Source organism: Alkaliphilus peptidifermentans DSM 18978 (assembly GCF_900101495.1).
Classification (GTDB): Bacteria; Bacillota; Clostridia; order Peptostreptococcales; family Natronincolaceae; genus Alkaliphilus_C; species Alkaliphilus_C peptidifermentans.
Map to the genome: position 1 here is coordinate 133,127 of NZ_FMUS01000001.1, position 23,966 is coordinate 157,092.

General features: G+C 33.0%; 21 protein-coding genes. All 21 read right to left on the reverse strand.

The window, feature by feature from the left end; translation table 11 throughout:
* Window positions 1-2: 2 nt before the first annotated feature.
* A complete protein-coding gene (locus BLP68_RS00645) occupies window positions 3-950 on the reverse strand; it encodes an NAD-dependent epimerase/dehydratase family protein (protein WP_091538770.1) in 948 nt (315 codons plus the stop codon).
* Between the two features lie 3 nt (window positions 951-953).
* Window positions 954-2,156, reverse strand: a complete 1,203-nt coding sequence (locus BLP68_RS00650) for a glycosyltransferase family 4 protein (RefSeq protein WP_091538772.1) — start codon at window positions 2,154-2,156, stop codon at window positions 954-956.
* 4 nt (window positions 2,157-2,160) lie between these two features.
* Window positions 2,161-3,060, reverse strand: a complete 900-nt coding sequence (gene rfbD, locus BLP68_RS00655) for a dTDP-4-dehydrorhamnose reductase (protein WP_091538775.1) — start codon at window positions 3,058-3,060, stop codon at window positions 2,161-2,163.
* Window positions 3,060-4,091 carry a dTDP-glucose 4,6-dehydratase gene (gene rfbB, locus BLP68_RS00660; protein ID WP_091538777.1) on the reverse strand — a complete coding sequence of 344 codons (1,032 nt, stop codon included), beginning with the start codon at window positions 4,089-4,091 and terminating at the stop codon, window positions 3,060-3,062. The genes rfbD and rfbB overlap by 1 nt, the downstream gene beginning before the upstream one ends.
* An 18-nt stretch (window positions 4,092-4,109) precedes the next feature.
* Window positions 4,110-4,661, reverse strand: a complete 552-nt coding sequence (gene rfbC / locus BLP68_RS00665) for a dTDP-4-dehydrorhamnose 3,5-epimerase (RefSeq protein ID WP_091539219.1) — start codon at window positions 4,659-4,661, stop codon at window positions 4,110-4,112.
* Window positions 4,662-4,677: 16 nt separating this feature from the next.
* Entirely contained in the window at window positions 4,678-5,562 is an 885-nt protein-coding gene (gene rfbA, locus BLP68_RS00670; protein WP_091539222.1) for a glucose-1-phosphate thymidylyltransferase RfbA, read from the reverse strand.
* A gap of 68 nt (window positions 5,563-5,630) precedes the next feature.
* On the reverse strand, window positions 5,631-6,677 hold the full coding sequence (locus tag BLP68_RS00675) for a glycosyltransferase family 4 protein (RefSeq protein WP_091538779.1): 1,047 nt from the start codon (window positions 6,675-6,677) through the stop codon (window positions 5,631-5,633).
* Window positions 6,674-7,615: a glycosyltransferase family 2 protein gene (locus tag BLP68_RS00680; protein WP_091538781.1), complete on the reverse strand. Its 942-nt coding sequence runs from the start codon at window positions 7,613-7,615 to the stop codon at window positions 6,674-6,676. Before BLP68_RS00680 ends, BLP68_RS00675 begins: the two co-directional genes overlap by 4 nt.
* Window positions 7,612-8,970: an O-antigen ligase family protein gene (locus tag BLP68_RS00685; protein WP_091538784.1), complete on the reverse strand. Its 1,359-nt coding sequence runs from the start codon at window positions 8,968-8,970 to the stop codon at window positions 7,612-7,614. Before BLP68_RS00685 ends, BLP68_RS00680 begins: the two co-directional genes overlap by 4 nt.
* 278 nt (window positions 8,971-9,248) lie before the next feature.
* Window positions 9,249-10,334, reverse strand: coding sequence for a glycosyltransferase family 4 protein (locus tag BLP68_RS00690; RefSeq protein WP_091538787.1), 1,086 nt, complete (start codon window positions 10,332-10,334; stop codon window positions 9,249-9,251).
* Window positions 10,334-10,954 (reverse strand): acetyltransferase, encoded by a 621-nt coding sequence (locus tag BLP68_RS00695; protein WP_091538790.1) that lies wholly within the window; start codon window positions 10,952-10,954, stop codon window positions 10,334-10,336. The genes BLP68_RS00690 and BLP68_RS00695 overlap by 1 nt, the downstream gene beginning before the upstream one ends.
* Window positions 10,955-11,049: 95 nt before the next feature.
* On the reverse strand, window positions 11,050-11,682 hold the full coding sequence (locus BLP68_RS00700) for a sugar transferase (protein WP_091538793.1): 633 nt from the start codon (window positions 11,680-11,682) through the stop codon (window positions 11,050-11,052).
* Window position 11,683: 1 nt separating this feature from the next.
* Complete coding sequence (locus tag BLP68_RS21350) at window positions 11,684-11,833, reverse strand: hypothetical protein (protein ID WP_242876870.1); 150 nt, start codon at window positions 11,831-11,833, stop codon at window positions 11,684-11,686.
* Between the two features lie 105 nt (window positions 11,834-11,938).
* Window positions 11,939-13,048 carry a DegT/DnrJ/EryC1/StrS family aminotransferase gene (locus tag BLP68_RS00705; RefSeq protein ID WP_091538796.1) on the reverse strand — a complete coding sequence of 370 codons (1,110 nt, stop codon included), beginning with the start codon at window positions 13,046-13,048 and terminating at the stop codon, window positions 11,939-11,941.
* A gap of 24 nt (window positions 13,049-13,072) precedes the next feature.
* Window positions 13,073-13,585, reverse strand: coding sequence for a winged helix-turn-helix transcriptional regulator (locus BLP68_RS00710; RefSeq protein ID WP_091538798.1), 513 nt, complete (start codon window positions 13,583-13,585; stop codon window positions 13,073-13,075).
* Between the two features lie 92 nt (window positions 13,586-13,677).
* A complete protein-coding gene (locus BLP68_RS00715) occupies window positions 13,678-16,602 on the reverse strand; it encodes an O-antigen ligase family protein (protein WP_091538801.1) in 2,925 nt (974 codons plus the stop codon).
* Window positions 16,603-16,618: 16 nt separating this feature from the next.
* Window positions 16,619-17,905: a GumC family protein gene (locus BLP68_RS00720; RefSeq protein ID WP_176758799.1), complete on the reverse strand. Its 1,287-nt coding sequence runs from the start codon at window positions 17,903-17,905 to the stop codon at window positions 16,619-16,621.
* Window positions 17,906-18,151: 246 nt separating this feature from the next.
* Complete coding sequence (locus tag BLP68_RS00725; protein ID WP_091538807.1) at window positions 18,152-19,465, reverse strand: TolC family protein; 1,314 nt, start codon at window positions 19,463-19,465, stop codon at window positions 18,152-18,154.
* 78 nt (window positions 19,466-19,543) lie between these two features.
* A complete protein-coding gene (locus BLP68_RS00730) occupies window positions 19,544-20,791 on the reverse strand; it encodes an efflux RND transporter periplasmic adaptor subunit (protein WP_091538810.1) in 1,248 nt (415 codons plus the stop codon).
* Window positions 20,792-20,895: 104 nt separating this feature from the next.
* Window positions 20,896-23,253 (reverse strand): ABC transporter permease, encoded by a 2,358-nt coding sequence (locus BLP68_RS00735; protein ID WP_091538812.1) that lies wholly within the window; start codon window positions 23,251-23,253, stop codon window positions 20,896-20,898.
* Window positions 23,254-23,964: an ABC transporter ATP-binding protein gene (locus BLP68_RS00740; RefSeq protein ID WP_091538815.1), complete on the reverse strand. Its 711-nt coding sequence runs from the start codon at window positions 23,962-23,964 to the stop codon at window positions 23,254-23,256.
* Window positions 23,965-23,966: the final 2 nt, after the last annotated feature.

The window sequence follows — 23,966 nt, forward strand, 5'->3', positions numbered from 1 at the left end:
CATCACCTTTTAATCTCTTCTATTTGACTTAAGTTTTCAATAATATATTCCTTTAATTTTATTATTCCGTCTTCCAGGGCTAACATTTCATGATTGTTTGCTGATAGGTACCTACCTATATCTAGAACGTTGTATGGCACGTCATTATCTCTAGCTTTATAATGATTTACACATATTTTAAAACCTAATACTTTTTTCAACAACCTAATAATCTCATTTAAACTTGTACCTTTACCACTACCTAAGTTAAATATTTTAATATCACTTTTAGAATATATAACATTCATTATGCCTGTTATTGCGTCATCAATATATATATAGTCTCTGACAATTTCTCCATCCCCAAATATAATAATGGGCTCTTTTTTAATACTTTTTACTGTGAAATTCATAATTGCACCAACACCAGAATTAAGATTTTGAAATTTTCCATATGGATTAGATAGTCGAATAATCTTATAATCCATTCCATAAATATGATGATACAGTGAAATGTACTTTTCAATAGTCAGTTTTTGCACGCCATAAGAACATATAGGGTTAGTAGGATGATCTTCGTCAATTGGATTTTTCGGTGCTTTCCCATATACTGTTCCTCCTGATGAGATGAAAATGAATTTTTTAACACTATTCTTGACACATGATTCAAGTAACCTCACTGTTGGAACAATATTTTCACTTAAGTCAAGTATGTGATTCTTATTGGATGGGACAGTAGTACTTATTAAATGAACAACAACATCAATTTCATTTGTCAAGCTATCAAAGTCCATATCACAGTAATTTCCTTTTATATAACTAAATTTTTCAGGGTATCCTATGCTATCTAACATTGATAAGCTTGGAGCAGATTTTGAAAAACATAAAACTTCATTTTGGGCATTCTCGGATAATTTCATAATTAAATTACGTCCAATAAACCCTGTACCTCCTAAAATTAAAAATTTCATTATCTAACCTCTTTCATCACATTTTTGAAATGCTGCCAATAAATAATCGACATACTCCCGAAAACCATAATTATTAATAATTTCCTTTGCCTTGTTTCCCATTTCTTCACGTTTACTTTTTTCATTTACTAATAGTGTAATTGCTCTAAGCATTTCGTCTGAACTTTCATAATCTACTAAAAAACCTGTATGTTCATCTTTTACAATATCTTCGAATCCACCTGCATCTTTAAATCCTACTACTGGAGTCTTCGCATTAAATGCTTGTAAAACAACTGATGGAAAAGGATCTTCTCTAGAAGTTAACGCAAATACATCGGCAGCTGCGTAAATTATACTCAATAACTCCACATCAGAAATAAAGCCTACTTGATGCAGATTATCAAATTTAGACACACAATAATCTCGTAACTTCTTTTCATAAATTTCCTTTCTATAATTTCCTACCCAAACAAACTTAACTTTTTCATTGGTACAATTGCCTACTATATCCAGAAAAAGATCATATCCTTTTCTCTTGTCACCCACACCTACACCTAGTACAATTTTGCTACTTTTGGGAATCGAATAAAATTGATATATCTTTTCCTTTGCTTCATTGCGATTAATCGTGAATTTATCTGTAAGGTTAACACCCTGAGGTTTTATTAAACATTTCGATTTAATGCTGCAAATACTTAAGAAATTATTCATTACATACTTTGATGGGAAAATAACAAAATCAGAATGTTCAGCTAATAAACTAGCATTCTTTTCTAATCCGAGCTTCTTTATCGTAGCAGGTAATTCATGGACTAAGGATACAATATTAAATGAATTTTTTTTCAGGATAGGAGTTAGATCACCATTCACAGTTGTATTACATAATACATTTCTATAATTACACTTATACGCTTTTTTAATAATTTTTTCAAATCTTCGCTTGTTTGCAAACACTTCAACAAAAGCAAACTCAGATGCTTTTTCAATAAACGGACCGTAATCTCTCGAAAGAACTTTTACATTATACTTTTTCATGTATAATTCTTTGATTATTTCTAGAAGTAATATAACTGCTCCAGAGTCACTAGATTCATGAGAAATTAATATTATTTTCTTAGAATTATTTCCATATTTTGTTTTTTTCCTTATAGTATCTTTATATTTAAAGTATAATTTTTTATTTAAAATTCTTGCAATGTTTTTTTTGATTTTTAGCATATTCATAAATTTATTCTCCAGCCCTATCTAATTTAAAATTACACTCACATTTTGAGTTCTCAACTTGGTTCTTTCTCATCATAACATACTGACCAATACTACTTTTATAGTGAGGTAATTGCTTAAAATCAAATTCAACCATTTTATTTTTGCTCATTTTGCTATTTAAAGGCCTGTTAGCTTTAGTAGGATAATCCTCTGTATTTATAGGATTAACTTTAACATCCATTTCAGCTTGCTTAAATATCTCACATGCAAACTCGTACCAGGTGCAATATCCTTCATTAGTAGCATGATAAATCCCATACTTATCGGTTTCCATCATTTTAACTAGTAACTTTGCTAAGTCATAAGTATATGTAGGAGAGCCAACTTGATCTGCCACTACAGAAATTTCATCTCTTTCTTTTCCTAATCTAAGCATTGTCTTAACAAAATTATTTCCATTACTTCCAAAGACCCAGGATATTCTAACAATAAAATATTTATCTAAAAGTCTTTGAACTTCTAATTCCCCTTCATATTTTGTTTGTCCATAGTAATTTATAGGGTTTGGTTCATCTGTGACCTCAAAAGGCTTGTCACCTTCACCATCAAACACATAATCAGTGCTTATGTAGATCATTTTTGCGTCTATTTCATTACATACTTCAGCAATATATCTTGTCCCAAGTACATTCACAGCATGACATAATTCTCTTTCATCTTCTGCTTTATCCACCGCGGTATATGCAGCACAATGAATTACAACATTAGGGCTATAGTCTCTTATAACCCTTTTAACATCTTCTTCATTTGTAATATCTAAAGTGTCTCTATAAGTACCCAAATATCGAATTTCACTTTTCTCTAGTCTTTTTATAACATCATATCCAAGTTGTCCGTTTGATCCCGTTACTAATACTTTCACTAGTTATCACCTTGCCTATCTCCATACATCGTCTCATAATAATCTGCATAGTCTCCAGATAGAATGTTTTCCCACCAGTCACGGTTATCAAGGTACCATTTGATTGTCATCTTAATGCCTTCATCAAATAGTGTAGTTGGTTCCCAGCCTAAATCTCTTCTAGTCTTTGAAGGGTCAATTGCATAACGCATGTCGTGACCAGCTCTATCTTTTACAAAAGTAATCAAAGACTCTGGTTTCCCTAACTCTTTTAAAATTGTTTTTACTACCTCTAAATTTGTTTTTTCGTTATGTCCGCCTATATTATAAACTTCACCATCTTTTCCCTTGTGAAGTATCAGGTCTATAGCTGTACAATGATCTTCAACATATAGCCAATCTCTAACATTCTCCCCTTTGCCATAAACCGGTAATGATTCGTCATTAAGTGCTCTTGATATCATAAGAGGTATTAATTTCTCTGGGAAGTGATAAGGCCCATAGTTGTTAGAACATCTTGAAATGGTTATAGGCAATTTAAACGTTCTATGATATGCCTGTACTAACAGATCAGCTGATGCTTTTGATGCTGAGTATGGCGATGATGTATGAATTGGGGTTTCTTCAGTAAAGAACAAATCAGGTCTATCTAGTGGTAAATCCCCATACACTTCATCTGTAGAAACTTGGTGAAATCTCTTTACTCCATACTTCCTAGAAGCATCCATTAATACTTGTGTCCCTAATATATTTGTTTTTAAGAAAATTCCTGGATCTTCGATTGATCTATCTACATGAGACTCTGCAGCAAAGTTAACTATAAAGTCAAATTTTTCTTCTTCAAATAGCTTGTCTATTAAATCTCTATCCGTAATATCACCCTTTACAAATCTAAAGCTGGGGTTTTCCATCACTGGCTCTAGTGTTGATAAATTCCCTGCATAAGTTAGTGCGTCTAAACAAACAATTCTATATGTTGGGTGCTCTTTAAGCATATGAAAAACAAAGTTACTTCCAATAAATCCAGCTCCACCTGTTACTAATACATTCATTCCTTTTCCCCTCTTTCGTTAGTATTTAAAGTTCGCATCACTTTCAGATAACATCGGCGCATTTAAATCTTTCTCGGACAAAATTGGGTTATCCATATCCCAATCCACACCTATCTCAGGATCATCAAATCTTATACTTCTATCATTTTCCGGTGAATAATACTCATCTACTTTATATTGAACTTCTACATTATCCGTTAATGTTATAAATCCATGGGCAAACCCTTTAGGAACTAATAATTGTTTTTTATTTTCTTCTGTTAGCTCAACAGCTACCCATTTTTTATATGTAGGAGATGCTTTTCTAATATCAACAGCTACATCTAATATTTTCCCTTTAGTACATCTAACAAGCTTTGTCTGGGCCTTAGGATTAAGCTGAAAGTGAAGCCCCCTTAACGTCCCTTTCTGTGCTGAAAGAGAATGATTATCTTGAATAAAATCGATATCTATTCCTAATTCTTTAAATTTTTCTTTGGAATAGGTTTCTGTAAACCATCCTCGGCGGTCTCCAAATACCTTTGGCTCAATAATAACCACATCTTCAATTTCTGTTTTAACTATATTCATTCCTCTTACCTCATTTCTAATAATGGATTTTACCTTCAGCAACTTTCTTTAAATGCTCTCCATATGGTGATTTGCCATACTTTTCTGCAGATGCTAAAAGTGTCTCTCTATTAATCCATTCATTATGGTATGCTATTTCTTCAAGTGCTGAAATTTTAATACTTTGTCTCTTTTCAATCATTTGAACAAATTCAGCAGCTTCTACTAAGCTATCCATAGTCCCGGTATCTAACCAAGCAAATCCTCTACCTAGAAGTTTTACATTAAGAGTTCCATCTTCTAAGTACATTCTATTTAAATCAGTAATCTCCAATTCACCTCTATGAGATGGCTTTACTTTTTTTGCAAAATCGACAACTCTGTTATCATAGAAATAAAGTCCTGTAATACAATAGTTAGACTTGGGATTCTGTGGTTTTTCTTCAACTGAAATAACTTTACCTTTATCATCAAACTCAACAATGCCAAATCTTTCAGGATCATGTACATAGTAGCCGAATATTGTAGCTTTACCATTTTTAGCATTTTCAGCTGCTTCTTTAAGTATAGGAGTAAATCCATTCCCGTAATAAATGTTATCTCCCAATATCATGGCTACATTATCTTCTCCAATAAAATCTTCACCAATAATAAAGGCTTGGGCTAGTCCATCCGGTGATGGTTGCTCAGCGTATTCAAGATTAATACCAAATTGACTACCGTCGCCTAATAGCTTTTCAAAGTTAGGCAAGTCATGTGGGGTTGAAATTATAAGAATATCTTTTATCCCTGCTAACATAAGGACTGAAATTGGATAGTAAACCATTGGTTTATCATAAACAGGTAGCAATTGTTTACTTGTTACCATTGTAAGTGGATACAATCTTGTTCCACTTCCTCCAGCTAAAATAATACCTTTCATCTTTTTTATCATGATAAATCCTCCCTAATCATATGTTTTTTGATAGTTAACAACTATATTTATATTGTTTATATGGATAAATTTTCAATATGCTCAATATACTTTGAACCCCACACTTGATAAGAGTAGTTTTTTTCTACCCTCATCCTTGCTTTGCCTCCATAGGAAATACGTTTATTCGGCTCAGTTAATAAAAGCTTCAAATACTCGTACCACTCATTATCATCTTTTGCAATAAATCCTGTCTCTCCATGGATAATTATTTCTTCATTCGCTGGCAGTGCAGATGCAACTACTGGTAATCCTGATGCCATATACTGAATACATTTAAAACCACATTTGCCATATTCCCAAGGTGTTTCATGTAACGGCATTATTCCTATATCGCTCGAAAATAAATGTTCAAATTCCTTATCTTCACACCATGGTAAACATTCGATATTAAGTCCTTCTATGTCTATGTTTCCTCCAATTACTCTCAATTTAAATTGACACACTTTGATTAATTCGACTAACACACTCTTTATTCTATATATGTACTTTACGGTAGATGGAGACCCTATCCACGAGATGATTGGAATGTAATTAACGGGCTTCTTTATACCCTTTATTGGGTACTTATTTAAATCAACAACTGTTGGTAAATATACCAAATTTCCCTTTGTGATTTCCTCCCAATACCATCTATTCCCAACAGCTGTTGCTAGAGCATTTTCTGAGAGATTATTAATTTTATCTCCTAAAACCTTTTTAATAATACCACCTTTGTATTTGGTAGATACAGCATCATCATAGTCTAATGTGTAACGACTATTTTGAAGTAAAATCCTTTCAAAAATATACGGGAAATATGGGAAAAGTTCTTTTTCAATTATAATAATATCGTATTTGCTTTTGTTTTTAAGTAAATGTTTGGCTCTGTTTAATATATCTGATAATATCCTTGGATAATCCTTTGATTTTTTTTGGTATAAATTTTTAACATAACCATCATAAAAAAGAGGTTTTATTGTAACTTCATGTCCATTTTTAATAAAGTAATCAATATAGTTGTGTGTTCTATATCTAGAACTTGCCCCTTCGGGAAAATATTTAGGTAATAACAATATTTTCATCGGGATAACCTCGCAATATTAGGAATATCTTTTATTAACATACTATATGCTTTTAAAACTTCTTTTACATCTTTTAACGATAGCTTAATAATCCCTAAACATATTCTTGATATTGGTTCTATTAACAAAGTAGCAAAAAATAATATAGCGGCTGTGAAAAAATTAAAATGTTTAAACCCGTAAAGAATTCTACTTCTAATTGAGTAAAATAAGCGCTTAGCTTTTACTTGTTCCGATGTTCCCCCACCTCTATGAAAAGCATTAACCTCCGCTAAGTATAAGGTTTTATAACCTAATTTGCTAATACGATATGATAAATCTAAATCTTCCAAATACACAAAAAACCTTTCATCAAAACCATTCATTTTTTGAAATAATTCTCTTCTTATTAAGTAAAACGCACCGATAACATGTTCTACGACTGAATTTTCATTATGTTCCCAATCTGTCTTAAAATGTGTCTTGAATTTTTTAGGAAATAAGTAGTGTAAGCCTGTCATTCTGTTTAAAAAATGTTTAGTTTTTGGGAAATTACAACAAGATCTATGGATCGTTTTGTGTTCATCTATTAATTGAATTCCACATACTCCTATCTCATTACTTTCTTTTTTGCTCATTACTTTAATGGGAATAGATAGAGATTTATCAAATAATCTAGTATCAGGATTCAAAAATAGAATATAATCCGCGTTACTTTTACTAACACCCTGATTACAAGCAGCTCCGAAACCTTGGTTAGTATTATTCTTAATAGTTATAAGGGGCACCTCTATATTCTCTAATTTTTCTAATGAGTTATCTGTTGAATGGTTATCAATTATAATTACATTGCGTAAATTAAAGCCATCTTTAGAAGTCACTTGTATAGATTTTAAACAATCATATAATTGATTTCCAGAATTCCAATTAACAATTATAATATCTAAAGAACTGCTCATTTTGTTTGTCCTCCTTTATGGTCTCTTAATAACCATGTATTAATTATACATATAGGCAAAAAAATCACCCACATAAAATCATATTTTGCTAAATAAGGGTTTGTTGCATTAGCTAATAAAAAAGCGGTGCTTCCAACAATTACTGGTAATATATGAAATTTTAGTATGCTATTAGATTTAATAATTTTTATACTCATTATAATAATCCAAATTATTTGTCCTGAAAAAATAGAAAATCCAACCAATCCAGTGTGGTATAAATATGCTACATAACTAAGCTCATACGCCCAAGGTTGTTCAGTAGAGCGTATAAATTGAGGAGCGCTTGCACCATGACCAGAGCCAATCAGCGGACTTTCAGACCAACCGTTTAGGAGCGCCCTAAACTGACCACTTCTAAGAGAAGCGCTTGCATCCGTAGAAAATCTAAAAGCGTCTTTAATATCTTCAATTATCGTAGTTATATTTATTCCATAGGTCCAATTAAGAAGTAAATAAATCAACACTACACATAAAAAAAGTAATAGGAACGCTCTTTGACTCGATTTTTTACTCCTTTTTCTATGTAGATTAGAAAGGAACTTTTGATAAAAAACTATTAGTATTGGAGTAGCAACTACTAATAATTGTAGTATTCTTCTTCCACTAAGCAAGGTTAATAAGATTCCTAGCAATAGGCCTGTCACAATGAATAATTTGTTAAATTTCTGTTTTACTTCTTTAGGCCATGTCATTATTATACAAATCAAAAATGGTACTAAGAATATTAATGTTGCTGTATTATTCATGCTATATGCCATCATTCCTGAGTAAAATCCAATACTTTGGCGCAAATCTAATTCGATATATAATGCCGACGGTAACCAACCATAAGAATAAAGAATATAACTTAAAGAGTGAATTCCAATAATAACGCTTGAAAAGATTAAGACTTTTAACAGCCGCCTTATTATTTCTTCGTTAGAAGAAGCAATGATAAATAGTAGGTATACAATAGGCCAAAGTACATACACGCTTACTACTCTTAATGCCCCAGGATTATTATTAACTGAGCCAACTAACATAAAAAAAAGTCCAGAACATACCCATGTCAAAACCCAAAACAATGTTTGTGGCGCTAAAGCAACTTTTTTGCGCTTAAAAGTACCAATCAATATTAATCCAATAGTTAATGCTAAGATAATTCCTTTTAAGCTCTGATATGAAGTTGGAACAAAAAGCATCATAAAAAATAGAAGTAACCCTGGAATTAGGAATAGACTCTTTATTTTGCTAATTTTTGAAATCCCTTCTTTAGGGAAATAACTTCTATTGTTGGTAGATGATGAATGCTCATATTTATTAAGTGATTTCATTATTAATTCTCCTCATACAGCATTAGTGTTTATAATACTATCTCATTCTTAATATTTCATTTAATATTAAAACTGAAAAATTATTTTGCATATGTGCAATAACAGCACTGATTCTAAAATCACATTATTCTTACAACTAAATTGAAAAATCAATATTTAATTACAAGCCCTAGCAATTTATCCTACAATACTTTGCATATCTTTTTTCTTTAAACGCATTGTGTTTATCTGGATATTTTACCATCAATAGCTATTCATAGTTCAACTTGTAATTTACATCAAAATTTTATAGTCTCATACTTATATGCCTCAACCACTATCTGCCTATCAAAATCTCTTTCAACTTTAGCCCTACCAGCCAAACCCATCTGCTTCTTTTCTTCATATTTCAAGGCTAAGAATTTTTCAATTTTCTCAATAAGATCTTGGCTATTTTGTTCTTCTACAACATAACCGTTAACTCCATCATCCACAATTTCTCTACAACCACTTCTATTCGTAGTTATTATAGGTCTACCACAAGCTGCGCTTTCCAATAAAACATTGGACATCCCTTCAGGGTAATATGTTGGATGAATTGTACAATGAGATATCTGATGAAACTTTCTTACATCACTCTGCATGCCATGGTATTGAATAATACCCTCCTCATGCATAGCCTTTAATTTTTCTTCATATGATTCTTCGCAAAAACCAAGAATATGAAATTGGGTATTTGGATACTTTTTTCTTATGTGTTCGGCAGCATCAAGATACTGATCTATCCCTTTTTGTTTCATGACTCTTGAAATAAATAAAAAGTTAATAGTATCATCTTCAGGGTAATCTAAAATTTCATAATGATCTAAATTGACACCAGAACCAGGAATTATCTTTTGTTTTCCTTTAATTATTCCTTTGCTATTTATAAACTCCGCATTCTCTTTATTTTGAAAGAACACGCACGATGCATTCTTCAAAGCTAATTTGTATAAAAATATGGTGATACTTTGTAAAACACCACCATTCTCTACAGCAGTTCCTAAACCTGTTATGTTAGAGATGTATGGTGTTTTTGTGAGCCTACACATCATGCCACCATAAACATTGGGTTTAATTGTATATGACAAAACTACATCTGGTTTAACTCTATTTAGTATCTTTTTATACTCAAACATCAATCTTAGGTCAGTGATAGGGTTTGTCCCCCGTCTACTAATATTCGTATCTATGAATTCACAGCCCAAGTTAACGAGCTCTTTTACAAACTCTCCATTAGGTAACGATATAACCACTTGATTATTCTTAAGTAGTTCTTCGATTAATTCTTTTCTAAATTTATATAATCCAATATCGTTATTGGCTAGTATCAAGATTTTTCCCATCAGTCTACTCTCCTCACCGGAACCCCAACATACGTCCCAGGTTCAGTAATATCCTTAACCACCACAGCCCCTGCACCTACTTTGCAACCACTGCAGATGTTCACGTTATTGCTTACAATACTTCCTATTCCTAGCCAGCTCCCCTTGCCAACTTTCACCGTTCCAGCTAAGCTAGTACCAGGAGATATGTGTACATAACCTTCAATAACATTGTCATGATCCAAGCTAGAACTTGTGTTGATGATACATCCCTTGCCTATTCTGCTTGAGCTGTTAATCACAACTCCAGCCATTACTACAGTTCCAATACAGATCTCAACATCCGTGCCAATAACAGAACTCGGATGAATCAAACTAACTACATTTAGCCCTTCCTCGATTAATTTCTCTTGCACTTTTTCTCGAACAGCATTGTTTCCTATAGCAACAAAGAAATCAGCTTCATTTTTATATGTAAAAGCATTAGCAGTTTTACCGATGACTTCTAACCTCATAGATATCTTAATAGATTCGTCATCATCGAGGAATGCGATGCTTTGCCACTTATTCATTTTTATTGCGATGTCAGCCACAACCTTTCCGTGGCCACTAGCACCTATAATGATTAATTTATCTTTCATGATAAGTACATTCCTCTCTAAAACAATGATTTATACTTACACTTTATTAGCAATTTCCAAATAAAAGATGTATGATTGCAGTAATCTCTAAAATCTTAATTCTCTACCTTACTTCCTCTAAAAGCCTCCATCGTTACCGATGTGTCTGAACTAATACCTTCCTTAACAAATACCTTCTTTATAGTAAGAAAGATTATCTTCCAGTCTCCAATGAAACTTACATTATCAACATACTCAACATCAAGATTAAACTTATCTTCCCAACTGATGGCATTTCGTCCATTAACCTGAGCATGTCCCGATAGACCAGGCCTTACTTCATGTCTTCTCTTTTGATGTTCATTGTATAGCTCTAAGTAACTAACTAATAAAGGTCTAGGTCCTATTACAGACATATTCCCACGCACTATATTCCAAAGCTCTGGAAGTTCGTCTAAACTTGTAGCTCTAAGTATTTTCCCAAACTTAGTTAATCTAACTGAGTCAGGTAATAAATCTCCATTATCATCTCTTTCATCTGTCATCGTTCTAAACTTATACATTTTGAATATCTTCTCATTTTTACCAGGTCTGTCTTGAGTAAATATGATTGGACTACCTAGTTTTGTTCTAACTAAAATAGCCACGATTAAAAGTATAGGACTTAAAACTATAAGAGCAGATATAGAAAGAAAAAGATCCTGTGGTCTTTTTATAAACTTTTCATAGAACCCTTTCTTTCTCTTCATATTACTTCCACAGCTCCTTTTCAATTGAACATATCCTATTTAAATCTCCATCCGTCATCTTCGTATCACTTGGCAAGCAGACGCCATTCTCAAATAACTTCTCAGATACATCTCCACCAACATAATCATACTCAGCGAAGAATGGCTGCATATGCATCGGCTTCCACACTAGTCTTTAAACGATAGTTTAACCATTGTTGAACTACTGTTGAACTACTGTTGAACCATAGTTTAGCCATCGTTAAAAGACCCATTGTTAAAACAAACTTTTTATTATTTCTACAACCCTACTTAAATCTTCCTCAGTCATCTTAGTATCACTTGGCAAACACACACCATTCTCAAAAAGCTTCTGACTTACATCGCCACCAACATAATCGTACTCAGAGAAGAATGGTTGCATATGCATTGGTTTCCAAATAGGTCTTGATTCAATATTTTCCTTCTCCAGTGCCTCCATTATATCAAGTGGCTTAACGTTGCCACTAAGTGTGATGCAGGTTAACCAATAATTAGGTTCATTCCACTCGTTTATAGGCATAAATTCAATACCTTCAAATTTACTCAGTTCTCTCTTGTAAAATTCAAAAATATACTTTTTCTTTTCTACTCTATCATCCAGTACTTTAAGCTGTCCTCTACCAATGCCAGCTACAATATTGCTCATTCTATAGTTAAATCCTAGTTCGCTATGTTGATAATGCCTTGCCTTATCTCTAGATTGAGTTGACCAAAATCGCACCTTGGAAATTCTCTCCTCATTGTCTGAAACCAACATGCCACCACCAGATGTAGTTATAATCTTATTTCCATTAAAGCTGAATATTCCATACTCACTAAAGGTTCCTGTATGTTTACCTTTGTAGTGGGTACCTAAAGATTCTGCTGCATCTTCTATAACAACTACATTATGTTTCCTGCATATTTCCAAAATTATATCCATATCTGCAGAAAGACCATAAAGATGAACAATAATTACAGCCTTTACATTCGGATATTTCTCAAATGCCTTTTCTAGCGCTTTAGGGCAAATATTCCATGTTTTGTAATCACTATCAATAAATACAGGAGTTGCATTTTGATATATTATTGGATTTGCTGTAGCGGAAAAGGTAAGTGTTGGACAAAATACTACATCTCCATCTCCAACCCCCGCTGCTTTAAGGGCTAAGTGAATTGCACCTGTTCCTGAAGATAGGGCTGCTGCTGCCTTAGCTCCAACTTTAGTAGCTAACTCGGTCTCAAACTGGTTAACATTATTACCAAGGGGTGCAATCCAATTGGTTACAAATGCCTCCTTTATATACTCCATCTCATAGCCTTCATCGCTCAAATGGGGGGAAGATAAATATATTTTTTTACTCATTTCTTACACCTCTATTCTTTACTTTTATAGCAATTCCATAAGATTAAATACTTTGTTATATGAATTGCAATATTTCTCATACTCAACAGTACTTAAAAAAACTACGGGAGTCTCACCATAAAAACTACTATTTTTATTAATGAGGGTAATATTATCTATATTTTGAAGTTCAGCTAGTGCAGACTTGACTAAATCACTTATTTCATCTTCTCCGAGTACTATATGTATACTGCCATTCTCTCTAAGTAAGTTTATAATCTGATTTTTTATTTTCTCCTTAGTTTCATTAATATAGGTATAATGTAATTTGATGTACTTATATGTTTTACTTATTTTTTCAGTCATTCCCTTTGGTGTTAACATATAAACAACTCTATTGGCAGGAATGCTCTCTACTTTTATTAGGCCTTCTTTGATCATTTTTTTCAAAAGGATATTAACACTACCTAATGAAAGTCCGGTTTTTTTTGCTAATTGCCTTTGGGAGATATTTTCATTTTCATTAATTAATTCAAGTACTGTATATTCTTTGTCCATAATAACACCTTTTTTCAAATATTAAAGCGTTCATTTAATGAACGCTTTAATATAATTATATATCTTATACATTTATAGGTCAACCCATCCTACTAATTGTAATCTTGTTGTAATATTTGAATTGAGTTTATTATAATTAATCCATTAGATATACCTTTATGCTCAATTATAAAATATTGATTTCCAGGTTCTATATCTTCTGCAGTTGTAAACTCAAAGCTTGTTGTGTAGTCCTCGAGACTATCTTGTCGATGTTGCAATAAAGTTTCACCACTCCTGCTATATATCCATACCCTAGCATTCTCTATTATCGAATTATCACTAAGCTCTAACTCTACTGTATACTGTGTATTGGGCTGTAATGAGAAATCATATGAGAAAATACCCCGTCTCTGTCCCTCTATATTGTTTATTTCCATTCCACTAGCTACTACTGTAGTATTTTTCTCATGATTTGGAGTATTCCATAATCTCCATCCCTCTGGTATGTTATTACCTACAATATCTATATTAAAGTAGCTAATATATGCAATGTTGTTAAGGTTTTGTAACTTCAACATGTCGTCAGAACTATTCAAGAAATATTTAGTTCTATTTATAGGCTGCAATGAATTATTTGTTATATATATTGGTTTTTTTGAGGTTTTATTTACATCAGTAATGTTATCAATTACCTCTAAAGCCTTTTCGTACATTTCTTCCCCTAAATGCTTTAAACCATTTTCCATATAAAAATTCCCTACTGCTAAATAGGAGTTCAGCTTAAATTCGTAGGTGTCTTCCCTTAGGGGTGCATTAATTAGTATTTTATCAATTAAATTAAAGGCTTTTTCGAAATCTCCTGTCATTAGATAGTAGTTTGTAGCCCCAGCATAAGCAATATTATTATATGGGGCGTGTTTAATCGCTTTAGAATAATGGCTTTTTGCTTCTTCTAATAATTGATTGTCGTTTTTTTGTATGCCAACATTGGTTAAAATATTTGCTAAATCTAACCGATAAGTTTCACGAAATGGGTCTCGTTTCACTGCTCTTTGAAAATGTTCTTGAGCTTCTATTACATTACCACTATTTATGTCATTTATAGCTAAGTCACCATTTCTTTGCCCACTATATAGAGATATAGAAAGAATTAGTAGTGGTAGAACAAAAATACTCACCAATACTGCAGGAATTTTCACTTCTTTTTTTGCAAATTTGATGCTTTCTTTAGTATCTAAGCAACCAATAATTACCCACACAGTTAACATTATAGATAGAAATGAAAAATTAAAATCTAAAAAGCTATGGGCAAATAATGATAATGTGGCAATGATTACTGTCATACTAAGAAATTGTTTGTTTTTAACAGCAAAATACAAATAATATAATAAGGTTAATAACAGGGTTATTAAAAGAAATAGTCCCAATGTTCCTACTTCAACCATTGTTTGAATGAAATAATTATGAGCTTCTGTTGTGTTATAGGGTTCAGACTGATATTTAGGGTACAAGCTTTTCCATGCTCCACCACCTGCGCCAATAATAGGGTGATTTTTAAATATCTCAATACCATCCTTATAATAGGTTATTCGTGTTGTTGAGCTGTGTTCAGCTATGCTTATAGAATGTATTCTATAAACTATAGCTTCTGGAATATATTTATAGCTTAATTTAATTTCCTGTAGTTTTTCTCCAATACTACTGTATAGGGCAGCATCATAAAAGGTGGCTTTTGTGTTAGGATAAAGTACAGTAAAGTACACAGCTATTCCGCTGGTGTCTTCTAAAGTTTCTATATCTAACAGAATTTCTCCAGATTCATTTGCCTCTCCTCTTCTTTGTATAATGGTACTTCTTTCATTTTTATCATTAATACTAGCTACAGTTACTTGCCAGGGCCAGTTATTTTCATCGTTATTTATTCCATCTACATTGAAATTCAGTACATATGATTCATTTGGCATAACATTTGCTATAGGTCTTATAATTTGATTATATATATTTTCTTTAACTGCAGTATTATCTAAAACCAGGGGTTGTGTTATATTTAAAGCTGCAACTATAAAGGCTGCTGCTACTAAAGCAGTGCCGCCAAGAAATATATATATATACTTATAGTGGGTATCTGCCAGCTTGTTCTTTATATACTCAATAACATTAAATAATATTGTAAACAAACCTAATGAAGCAATAAAAATCAATAGCCCTTTAAGGCTTGCTCCATCATTACTTAATATTGTAGTAAAGGGTTGCATTGCAATTAGACTTGGAACTCCCACTATAATTAAATAAAGTATTCCATTAATACGTGCTTTGCCTGGCAAAAGAATTATAAATGCCAATGCAAATATAGGAAACAATAGCCATGCTCCTCTGGAAAAGGTGAAAATAAAAGTGAAAAACATAATAAAGCCCGAGACAGAATATAGGGTTTTTTGCCAGGTTTTATTGCTTTCATTTAAAAGATAAAATGCAATAAAAAACAAGGTCATGGTAAAGGCTGCTAAGGTATTTGGATATTGAAAGGTTGAGGATATACGATTTCCTAAAACAGCATCAGCTAAAGAAAAATAGCCAAAGGCTGCCAGTAGCCCTATTAATGAAACCGCCACACCACTGGCAACCAGGGTGTTTAAAATAGCTTTTTTATATTTTTCTTCCTTTGCAAAGTCCTTCACCATAAGGTAAACTACAAATACATTGATATATCTTAGTAATTCTCCTATGGCATCCCTAAGGTTAGCCCATTGTCCAAATATAATCGGCAAGGCATAGGCAATAATTAACAATAAGCCAATATAATCAAAAACACTTGTAAGCTCTATTTTTTCGTCTTGTAGTCTTTTATAAATTAGATAACTAAGGAATAGTGAAAAGGATAATATATGTGTTATTAAAGTAGCCCTTGGAAAAAACAGTCCCCTGAAAAAGGGAGGATAGAATATTAAAACACATAATAGTGAAAATATTACTAACCCAAAGGTTTTATTATCTTTTTTACTCATTTCTCTTTTTCTTGATGTTTTTGAACCCATATTCACACCCCTATTATTATGCCTTAATGTCACTTTCTTTTCCGCTGGTTTGCCAATACTCAATAAAGAAGGCAGCAAATACACCCATCATAATCCCCAATACACCTGCAATAGCAACGTTTAATGTTTTGTTTGGTGCAACAGGTGTTGTGGTTGGGAAGGCTCTAGAAATAACAATCATGTTTGACTCGCCTATTTGTGATGACTCTGTTACTCTAAGCTCTTCATGTTTTTTAGCAAATGCGTCGTAAGTATTTTGAGACATTTGTACTTTTTGGTCAATTAGTCTTTCCTCATGCTTTTTATCTGCCAATTCAATTTGTAATTTATCTATCTCTTTTTGTGTTTGCCCTATTTGAAGCTGTAGATTTTCAATACGAGCTTCTTCTTCCTGTAACTCTATTAATAGGATTGATTTCTTGTTTAATAGATATATATATACCGGATTTATTTCTTCATTTTCCATCCTTATATTTGCCAGCTGGTTAATAGTAAGGTTATTACTTCCCTTTATTACATCAGATAAAATATTATCTTCTAAAATCGACTTAGTTGTTATCAGCTTTTCTGGGGCATTGTTTAGTTCCCTTTCGGTAGCTTGAATTGACTCTAGTAGTATTCCTTTATTAAGCTGACTATCCACAATCTTTGTTTTATAATCTGTAATTAAGTTAAGCTTAGCATCAAGCTCCTTTGAAAGCTCTGATGTTCCATTGGGCTGTGCTAAAAATTCCTTTAATTCTATTAATGCATTATCCAGCTGTTGTTTTTCTTCAATTATTTGCTCTTCTATATACATTGTTGTTGCAGTAGCCTGTTCTCTAGCCTTATCAGACACAAATCTAACAAATTTTTCTCCTACCTTGTTTACTATTTCAGCAGCTTGCTCTGAATTAGTGCTTTTCATTTTTATGGTAATAAGGTTTGTATCTCTGATGGTTTCCAGTGTGATGGCTCTTGCTAAGGTTTCAATATCGTATTGACCTTCAAGCTGAAGGTCAGCAATTGTTTCCCTCATTATTCGCGGTGCTGTAATTTGCTGTTTATAGGTTTCCATAGTCATGCTAGGGTAATGGGATAAATTATTTAGGATACCATCCACACCGTTACCCTGTTGTTGGCTTGTTTGAAGGCGATCGCTGAAGTTTGACGCCATTAATACCATTCTTGTTTCATATACTGGCTCCAGCATGAAAAAGCTCACAACCGATGAAGCTATAACCATTAAAATAGTAAGACCTATTATAATTGATTTTCTTTTTATAAGTACCTCTATAAGTTCTCTTAAGCTAATTTCTTCCACTATTAATACCTCCATGAATTGTTTTTTCTACTTTATTCAGAATGACACATCGAAAGCGTATTATAAGCAACGCAAAAAAACTTTTTAAAAGTCTTTTCTTTTAAAATTATAACATACTCACCTTTATAAAACCTCAATAATTGTATTACAATTTTATTACAACAAGAGTAATGAGTAGTGAGAAATTCGATAAAAGAAAAAAGCAAAAAAGAGAGGGTTAACCCTCTCAGAATAAAATTTAAATTTTTAGTTCATGGCTGTAACCATAATTCCATTAAGCATTAGCTCCATCTTATTTTTTGCATTTACATAGTTAATCATATCTTGCTCTAAACCTCTTAATTCTCTATTTAGCTGTTGTTTTTGTACTTCATATTCAAATTCACTAATAAAGCCATGCTTATAATTTGCTTCTATAATGTTTAGTTTATTGTCATATAGGTTATTATTGAATAGATAATTGGCTACCAAAGTATCTCTAGCTGTTTGATATTCATAATAGGTGTTTTTTGCGTATAATTCTAGCTTTCTTTCCAAATTAAACAATTGAATTTCTGATTTCTTAAATTCAATTTCTGATATTTTTATCTGGTTTTGCTCTTCTTCATATTGTTTAAGAGTAATCTGATTTTCATTCCACTCCTCTATTCTTTCATATGCCAGAGTAACCTTATTGAAGATACTTTCTTTAATAAAAACATTATTCTCCATAGCTGCTAAATCTAGATTATTCTTCTTGAACTTCGAAATAGAGTCCTGCAGGTTGTAGCTCTTTGGAACTGACTCATTGGGAATTTCTAGTTCGATTTTTAGTTGTGCACCGAGATCAAAGTTCAGCTTCGTTTTCATGTTCTCTAGTGCTAGTTCTAAACTATTTTCCAACTGTTTTTTTTGCTTTTCAAAATCTCTAAGCTGTTTCTCTGATTCTTCTCTAGCTGATTCCACCAGTAGTCCTAGATTTTCCTTTGTCATATCAATATTTATTTTTTTCTTAATGTTATCTACATCTTTTTCAATTAATTCTAATTCTCTATGTAGTCTTACCAGATTGTAATAATCTAACTCTAATTCATATTCAGATTTAGCTATACTTTGCTCCTTTTTAATCTCTGCCTGAGCTATTTGAAATATTATTGGCTCTAAGGACTGGGTCATCTGTACATCTTGCTTTACCCTCATTCTATAGGAACTTCTTGCACGAATGTATTCCATTAATAACCTATCTGCATTTTTTGTGGCTGCCTGTCTAGATGCTGAATCCTGAGCTCTTTCATAATCCTTTAAGGATTGCTCTCTTAATGCCTTCATTCCATTCATGTGATCTTCTGCATCATTAACAGTATCCTTAGAATCTCTATATTCTTTTATTTGATCCTTGTATTGAACCTGCAAAAGCTCTGTATCTAATTCTATCATTTTTACTTCAAAGCTTTCATTGATATATACTTCTTTAAGCTTTTCTAGGTCATATTTTCCTTCTGAAACTTCAGCATATGCTGTTGTATTTAGTAGCATAGTTATTCCTAAGCCTAAAGCAGCTAATGTTTTTTTTACCTTCATTTAATACCCACCTTCTTCTCGAATAGTTTTTGTTGTTGCTTATATTATAACATACGGAATAGATTATTAAAAAGTCTGCTAATTATTAAAATTTTGATGTGATTTGATAGAAGTACCATCTTTCAGCTTTTCATCAGGAGATATTATTACAAGTTCACCTTTATTTAATCCACTTATCACTTCAACCTGTTTTTGACTCTCAATACCTTTTTCTATTTCTCTTAGTTGTGCTTGATTATTTACATTAATAAATACATAGCTTTTATTTCCCTGCTGAAATACAGCATTTTCTGGTATTATTAATGTATTATCCCTCTTATCAGTGATTATTTCTATGTCAAGATCGTAGCCAGGTCTTATGTTATTAATGTTATTAAGGATTTCAATCTCAACGCTAATTCGTTTTTGTTCGATGCCTAAATCTGATATTTTACTAAAGGCTTGGGGATGAATTTTTTTCACAACACCTTCTGCATCCTTTATTCCCAGACTTTTATTGGATATTCTAACACTTGCACCTTCCTTTATATTGGCAATATCTCCTACTAAAACATCACTTTCTATATATAGCTCATCTATATTACCAATTTCCATTACCAGCTGGCTTGGTTGAAGAATGCTGCCCACCTCAACTGACTTCAGCATAACTGTACCCTTCATTGGGGAGGTTAATGCAAAATCTTCTTTTTTACTTGTTAGTTCTTCCATTTGAATATCCAGTTGACGAAGCTGGGCTTCGTACTGGGCTGCTATGTTTTGAGAAGTTGGTGTTTTTAACATAGCTAAGTCTAGCTTCGATTTCTCATAATTAGTTTTTTGTGATTCAAGATTTATTAATGTATCACGATAAGCATCAAAGCTTATGGCACCTGCTTTGTATAGTTTTTCTTTATTTTCAGCATTCCTTACTGCTTCTTCTAGTCTTCTTTCCATATTAGTAAGCTCTAATTCAAGCTTTTCGATCTCTTTTGCATCTATCACCTTTGTTGCTTCTTTATATTGGGCTTCTATTACTGCTCTTCGGGCCTGAAGCTCTAATTTCTGTCTTTCCAATTGTTGTTGATCTAGTTTAACCAATATTTCTCCAGCTTCTACTTGATCTCCCGTCTTCACCAATACCTCAATAACTCTACCTGCAGTAGGTGCATAAATACCTGCTTGATTCTTTGCTTTAACAACCCCTAATTCTTCAACATATTTTGCTATGCTGCCTTCTATTACTGTTGCTGTTTCCACTTCTATGGCTGTGCTTCTATTTACTATTAAAAATCCTACTGCTGCCAGTACAACTACAGCTAAAATGATTCCAACAGTCTTTTTTTTCATCTCATCCACACCCTTACTATTTAGAATAAACTTCCTATATAACCTCAAGATTTAATAAGCTTTCTAGACTTTCATTTGATTACTAATTACCCATTATTATTTTACTAAGAAGTACGATTCTTAAGTGCATCCATAAAGTTTAATCGATAAATCTTTCTAATGGTGGCCAGCTGTGCTAAAGCAACAAATATTATTGTTGCAACGGCAGCTATGACATAGCTGCTGGGATTAATTATCAAGGGAATGCTGTATAGATCTGTCGATAGACCACTAACAATACCTGCACACATTCCGTATCCTATTGGTATTCCTAAAACTAACCCTAGAACAGTCATTAATCCGTTTTCTTTACTAACCATTTTATAAATCTCTTTTTTATCGAAGCCCATTACCCTTAATGAAGAAAACTCCATTGTTCTCTCACTAATACTAATGATGGTTGTATTGTAAACAATGGCAAAGCCAAGGACGCCACCAAATATCATTAGAACCCCCACCGAGTAAATGATTACATCCATAAATTCTAAAAAGCTATTTTTCATATCATCCACCGATTGTACCTGCCCAATGTTTTTCACATTCTGTAGTTTTAATACTACATCATCCTGTGAGTCCAGCAGGGCACCTGTAATCAAACCCTTTTCACCCAATAACTCATTCATCATATTGATGTCCATATAGGCGTTAATACCAAGGAATTGTTGTGTAATTCCTTTGACTTCTATAATTTTATCCTCTTTATCCGGCATAAAGTTTTTTATTGCTATTTCATCTCCTACATTTGCCCCCAGGGATTTTGCCAAGCCCTCTGCCAGGATAATACCATTTGGCGGTATGTCAATAGCCTGACCTAATGAGTTTCTAAAGTGATAGAATTGCGTATCCCATTGTACACCAACTACACTTGCAACCTTCTTTTTCAACCCATTTACTAATTCGAAGGGAACTTCCGCCTTTGGTTCAATATGATCAACCTCTAGGATTTGTTGCAGCTCCCTTATGGCATTATTATTCATAGGCTTTGAAAAATCTATATTATAGTCCATTGTTTGAAATTCGCCATACTGCAGAAGAAATATGTTTCCCCAAACTGATGACATAAACACCGGTACTATGGTTATTCCATAGGTGAGGGCAATTCCCATGACTAAGAAGGCTGCCCTTTTCTTATTTCTTAGTATATTTCTAATAACCATTTTCCAGCTGAAGGATATTCTATTCCAGATAAATTTAATTTTTTCCAGCCATATTCTGCCACCTGACTTTGGTGCTTCGGGTCTCATGGAATCTGCAGGTAGTATTTTCAATACAGTTCTTGCCCCCAGTAGCCCTGATATTATGCAGAATACACTGGTTAATAGGATTCCGTATACTATATATATATAGTATACCTCCATCTGAAACATAGGAATATTAAAATAAAACATATATAGATTTGTAAATACCCCTGACAGTGGTATGCTTAGAATTATACCTATAATTGAACCCACCAATCCTATCAATAATGAAAACTTAGTATAGTGGGCTAGAACATTAATGTTATTATATCCTAATGCCTTCATAACCCCTATGGACATCCTATCATTCTTGACAATTCTAGATAGCATAATATTAATAATTACAGCTGCCACTATCAAAAATAGTAGGGTTATGGCTGTAGACATTGCTTCCAGTTGATTTATTTCTTCCATCATCATGCTATGGCTTAAATGGTCTTCTCTTTTGATGGTTCTTTTTACCCCATATCTGTCCAATTGATCTTCAATTTCATCTACAATGTCATCTATTTGATGTATATAGTCATCCTTGATTTTAATCAAAACTTCGTTATAGCTGCCTTGATATCCCAAAGCAGACTGAGCGAACGCCTCTGTCACATAGATTACTCCAAATTTTTCTGGAGCCGGTAATAGGGTTTGTTCATTTTCCATCAAGTAAATATATTCTGGGCTGCCTACTACTCCAATAACCTCTAATGGATACTCTCTACCTGCTATATATGGGGTTATTCTATCTCCCAATTGTATACCTCTAGCATCAATGAATTGTTCGAGTACTGTTGTTGTTCTAGGGTTATCTTCTACTTCTCTTCCCTTTATGGTATATAGGCTATTAATGCCACCTTCTTCTTTAGGAAGGGATACCACCCTTACTCTAACCTTTTCATTGGGGTCTTCTACCCTTAAGGGTACATCGCTGCTGATTCTACCCTGGGCGCCTTCTATCCCTTCTATGGTGTACAGATTATCTATGGCAGCCTTAGGAATTCGTACTACCTCCACAAAGACGTCTCCGAAGTTTGTGACATCATAATAATGGGATATTGTATTATTTAAGTTGTCTGCCACCATGCTAAAGGATATATAAATGGTAAGGGCTAAAATTACCATTACAGAGATTGAAATGAACTGTCCCTTAGATTTCTTAATAACCCTCAACAATCTTACATCTAACTTTTTCATTTACCATTCAATCCTTTCAGGATGGATTGGATTCTTATTTATCTTTGTCTCAATTATCTCTCCACTTCTCATTTTTATCACCCGGTCTGCCATTTCGCCAATTGGCATATTATGAGTAATTATGACAACAGTTTTATTAAACTCTTGATTAACCTTTTTCAATAGGGATAGAATCTTTATTCCTGTTTGAAAATCTAGGGCCCCTGTAGGTTCATCACATAGCAGCAGGGATGGATTTTTTGCTACTGCCCTTGCTATTGCCACCCGTTGTTGCTCTCCACCACTCATCTGGGCTGGAAAATGATCTTTCCTATCTTCTAGGCCTACGGCCCCCAGTACTTCATCAATATCCAGTGCGTTTTTGCATATTTCTGTAGCCAGCTCTACATTCTCTCGTGCAGTTAAATTGGCCATCAAATTATAGAATTGAAAAACAAATCCGATCTTTTCTCTTCTATAAACTGTAAGCTTTTTGTCGTTGTAATCTGTTATGTCTTCACTTTCCATAAATACCTTTCCTTCTGAGGGTAAATCCATTCCACCTAGAATATTCAGCAGTGTACTCTTTCCTGAACCACTTGGCCCCAGTATTACAACAAATTCTCCTTGATATAGTTCTAGGTCTACCTCCTTTAGGGCTGCCACTGTTACTTCTCCCATTTGATAGAGCTTACTGATATTTTCGCCCTTCATCAAAGTATTATTTTCCATTT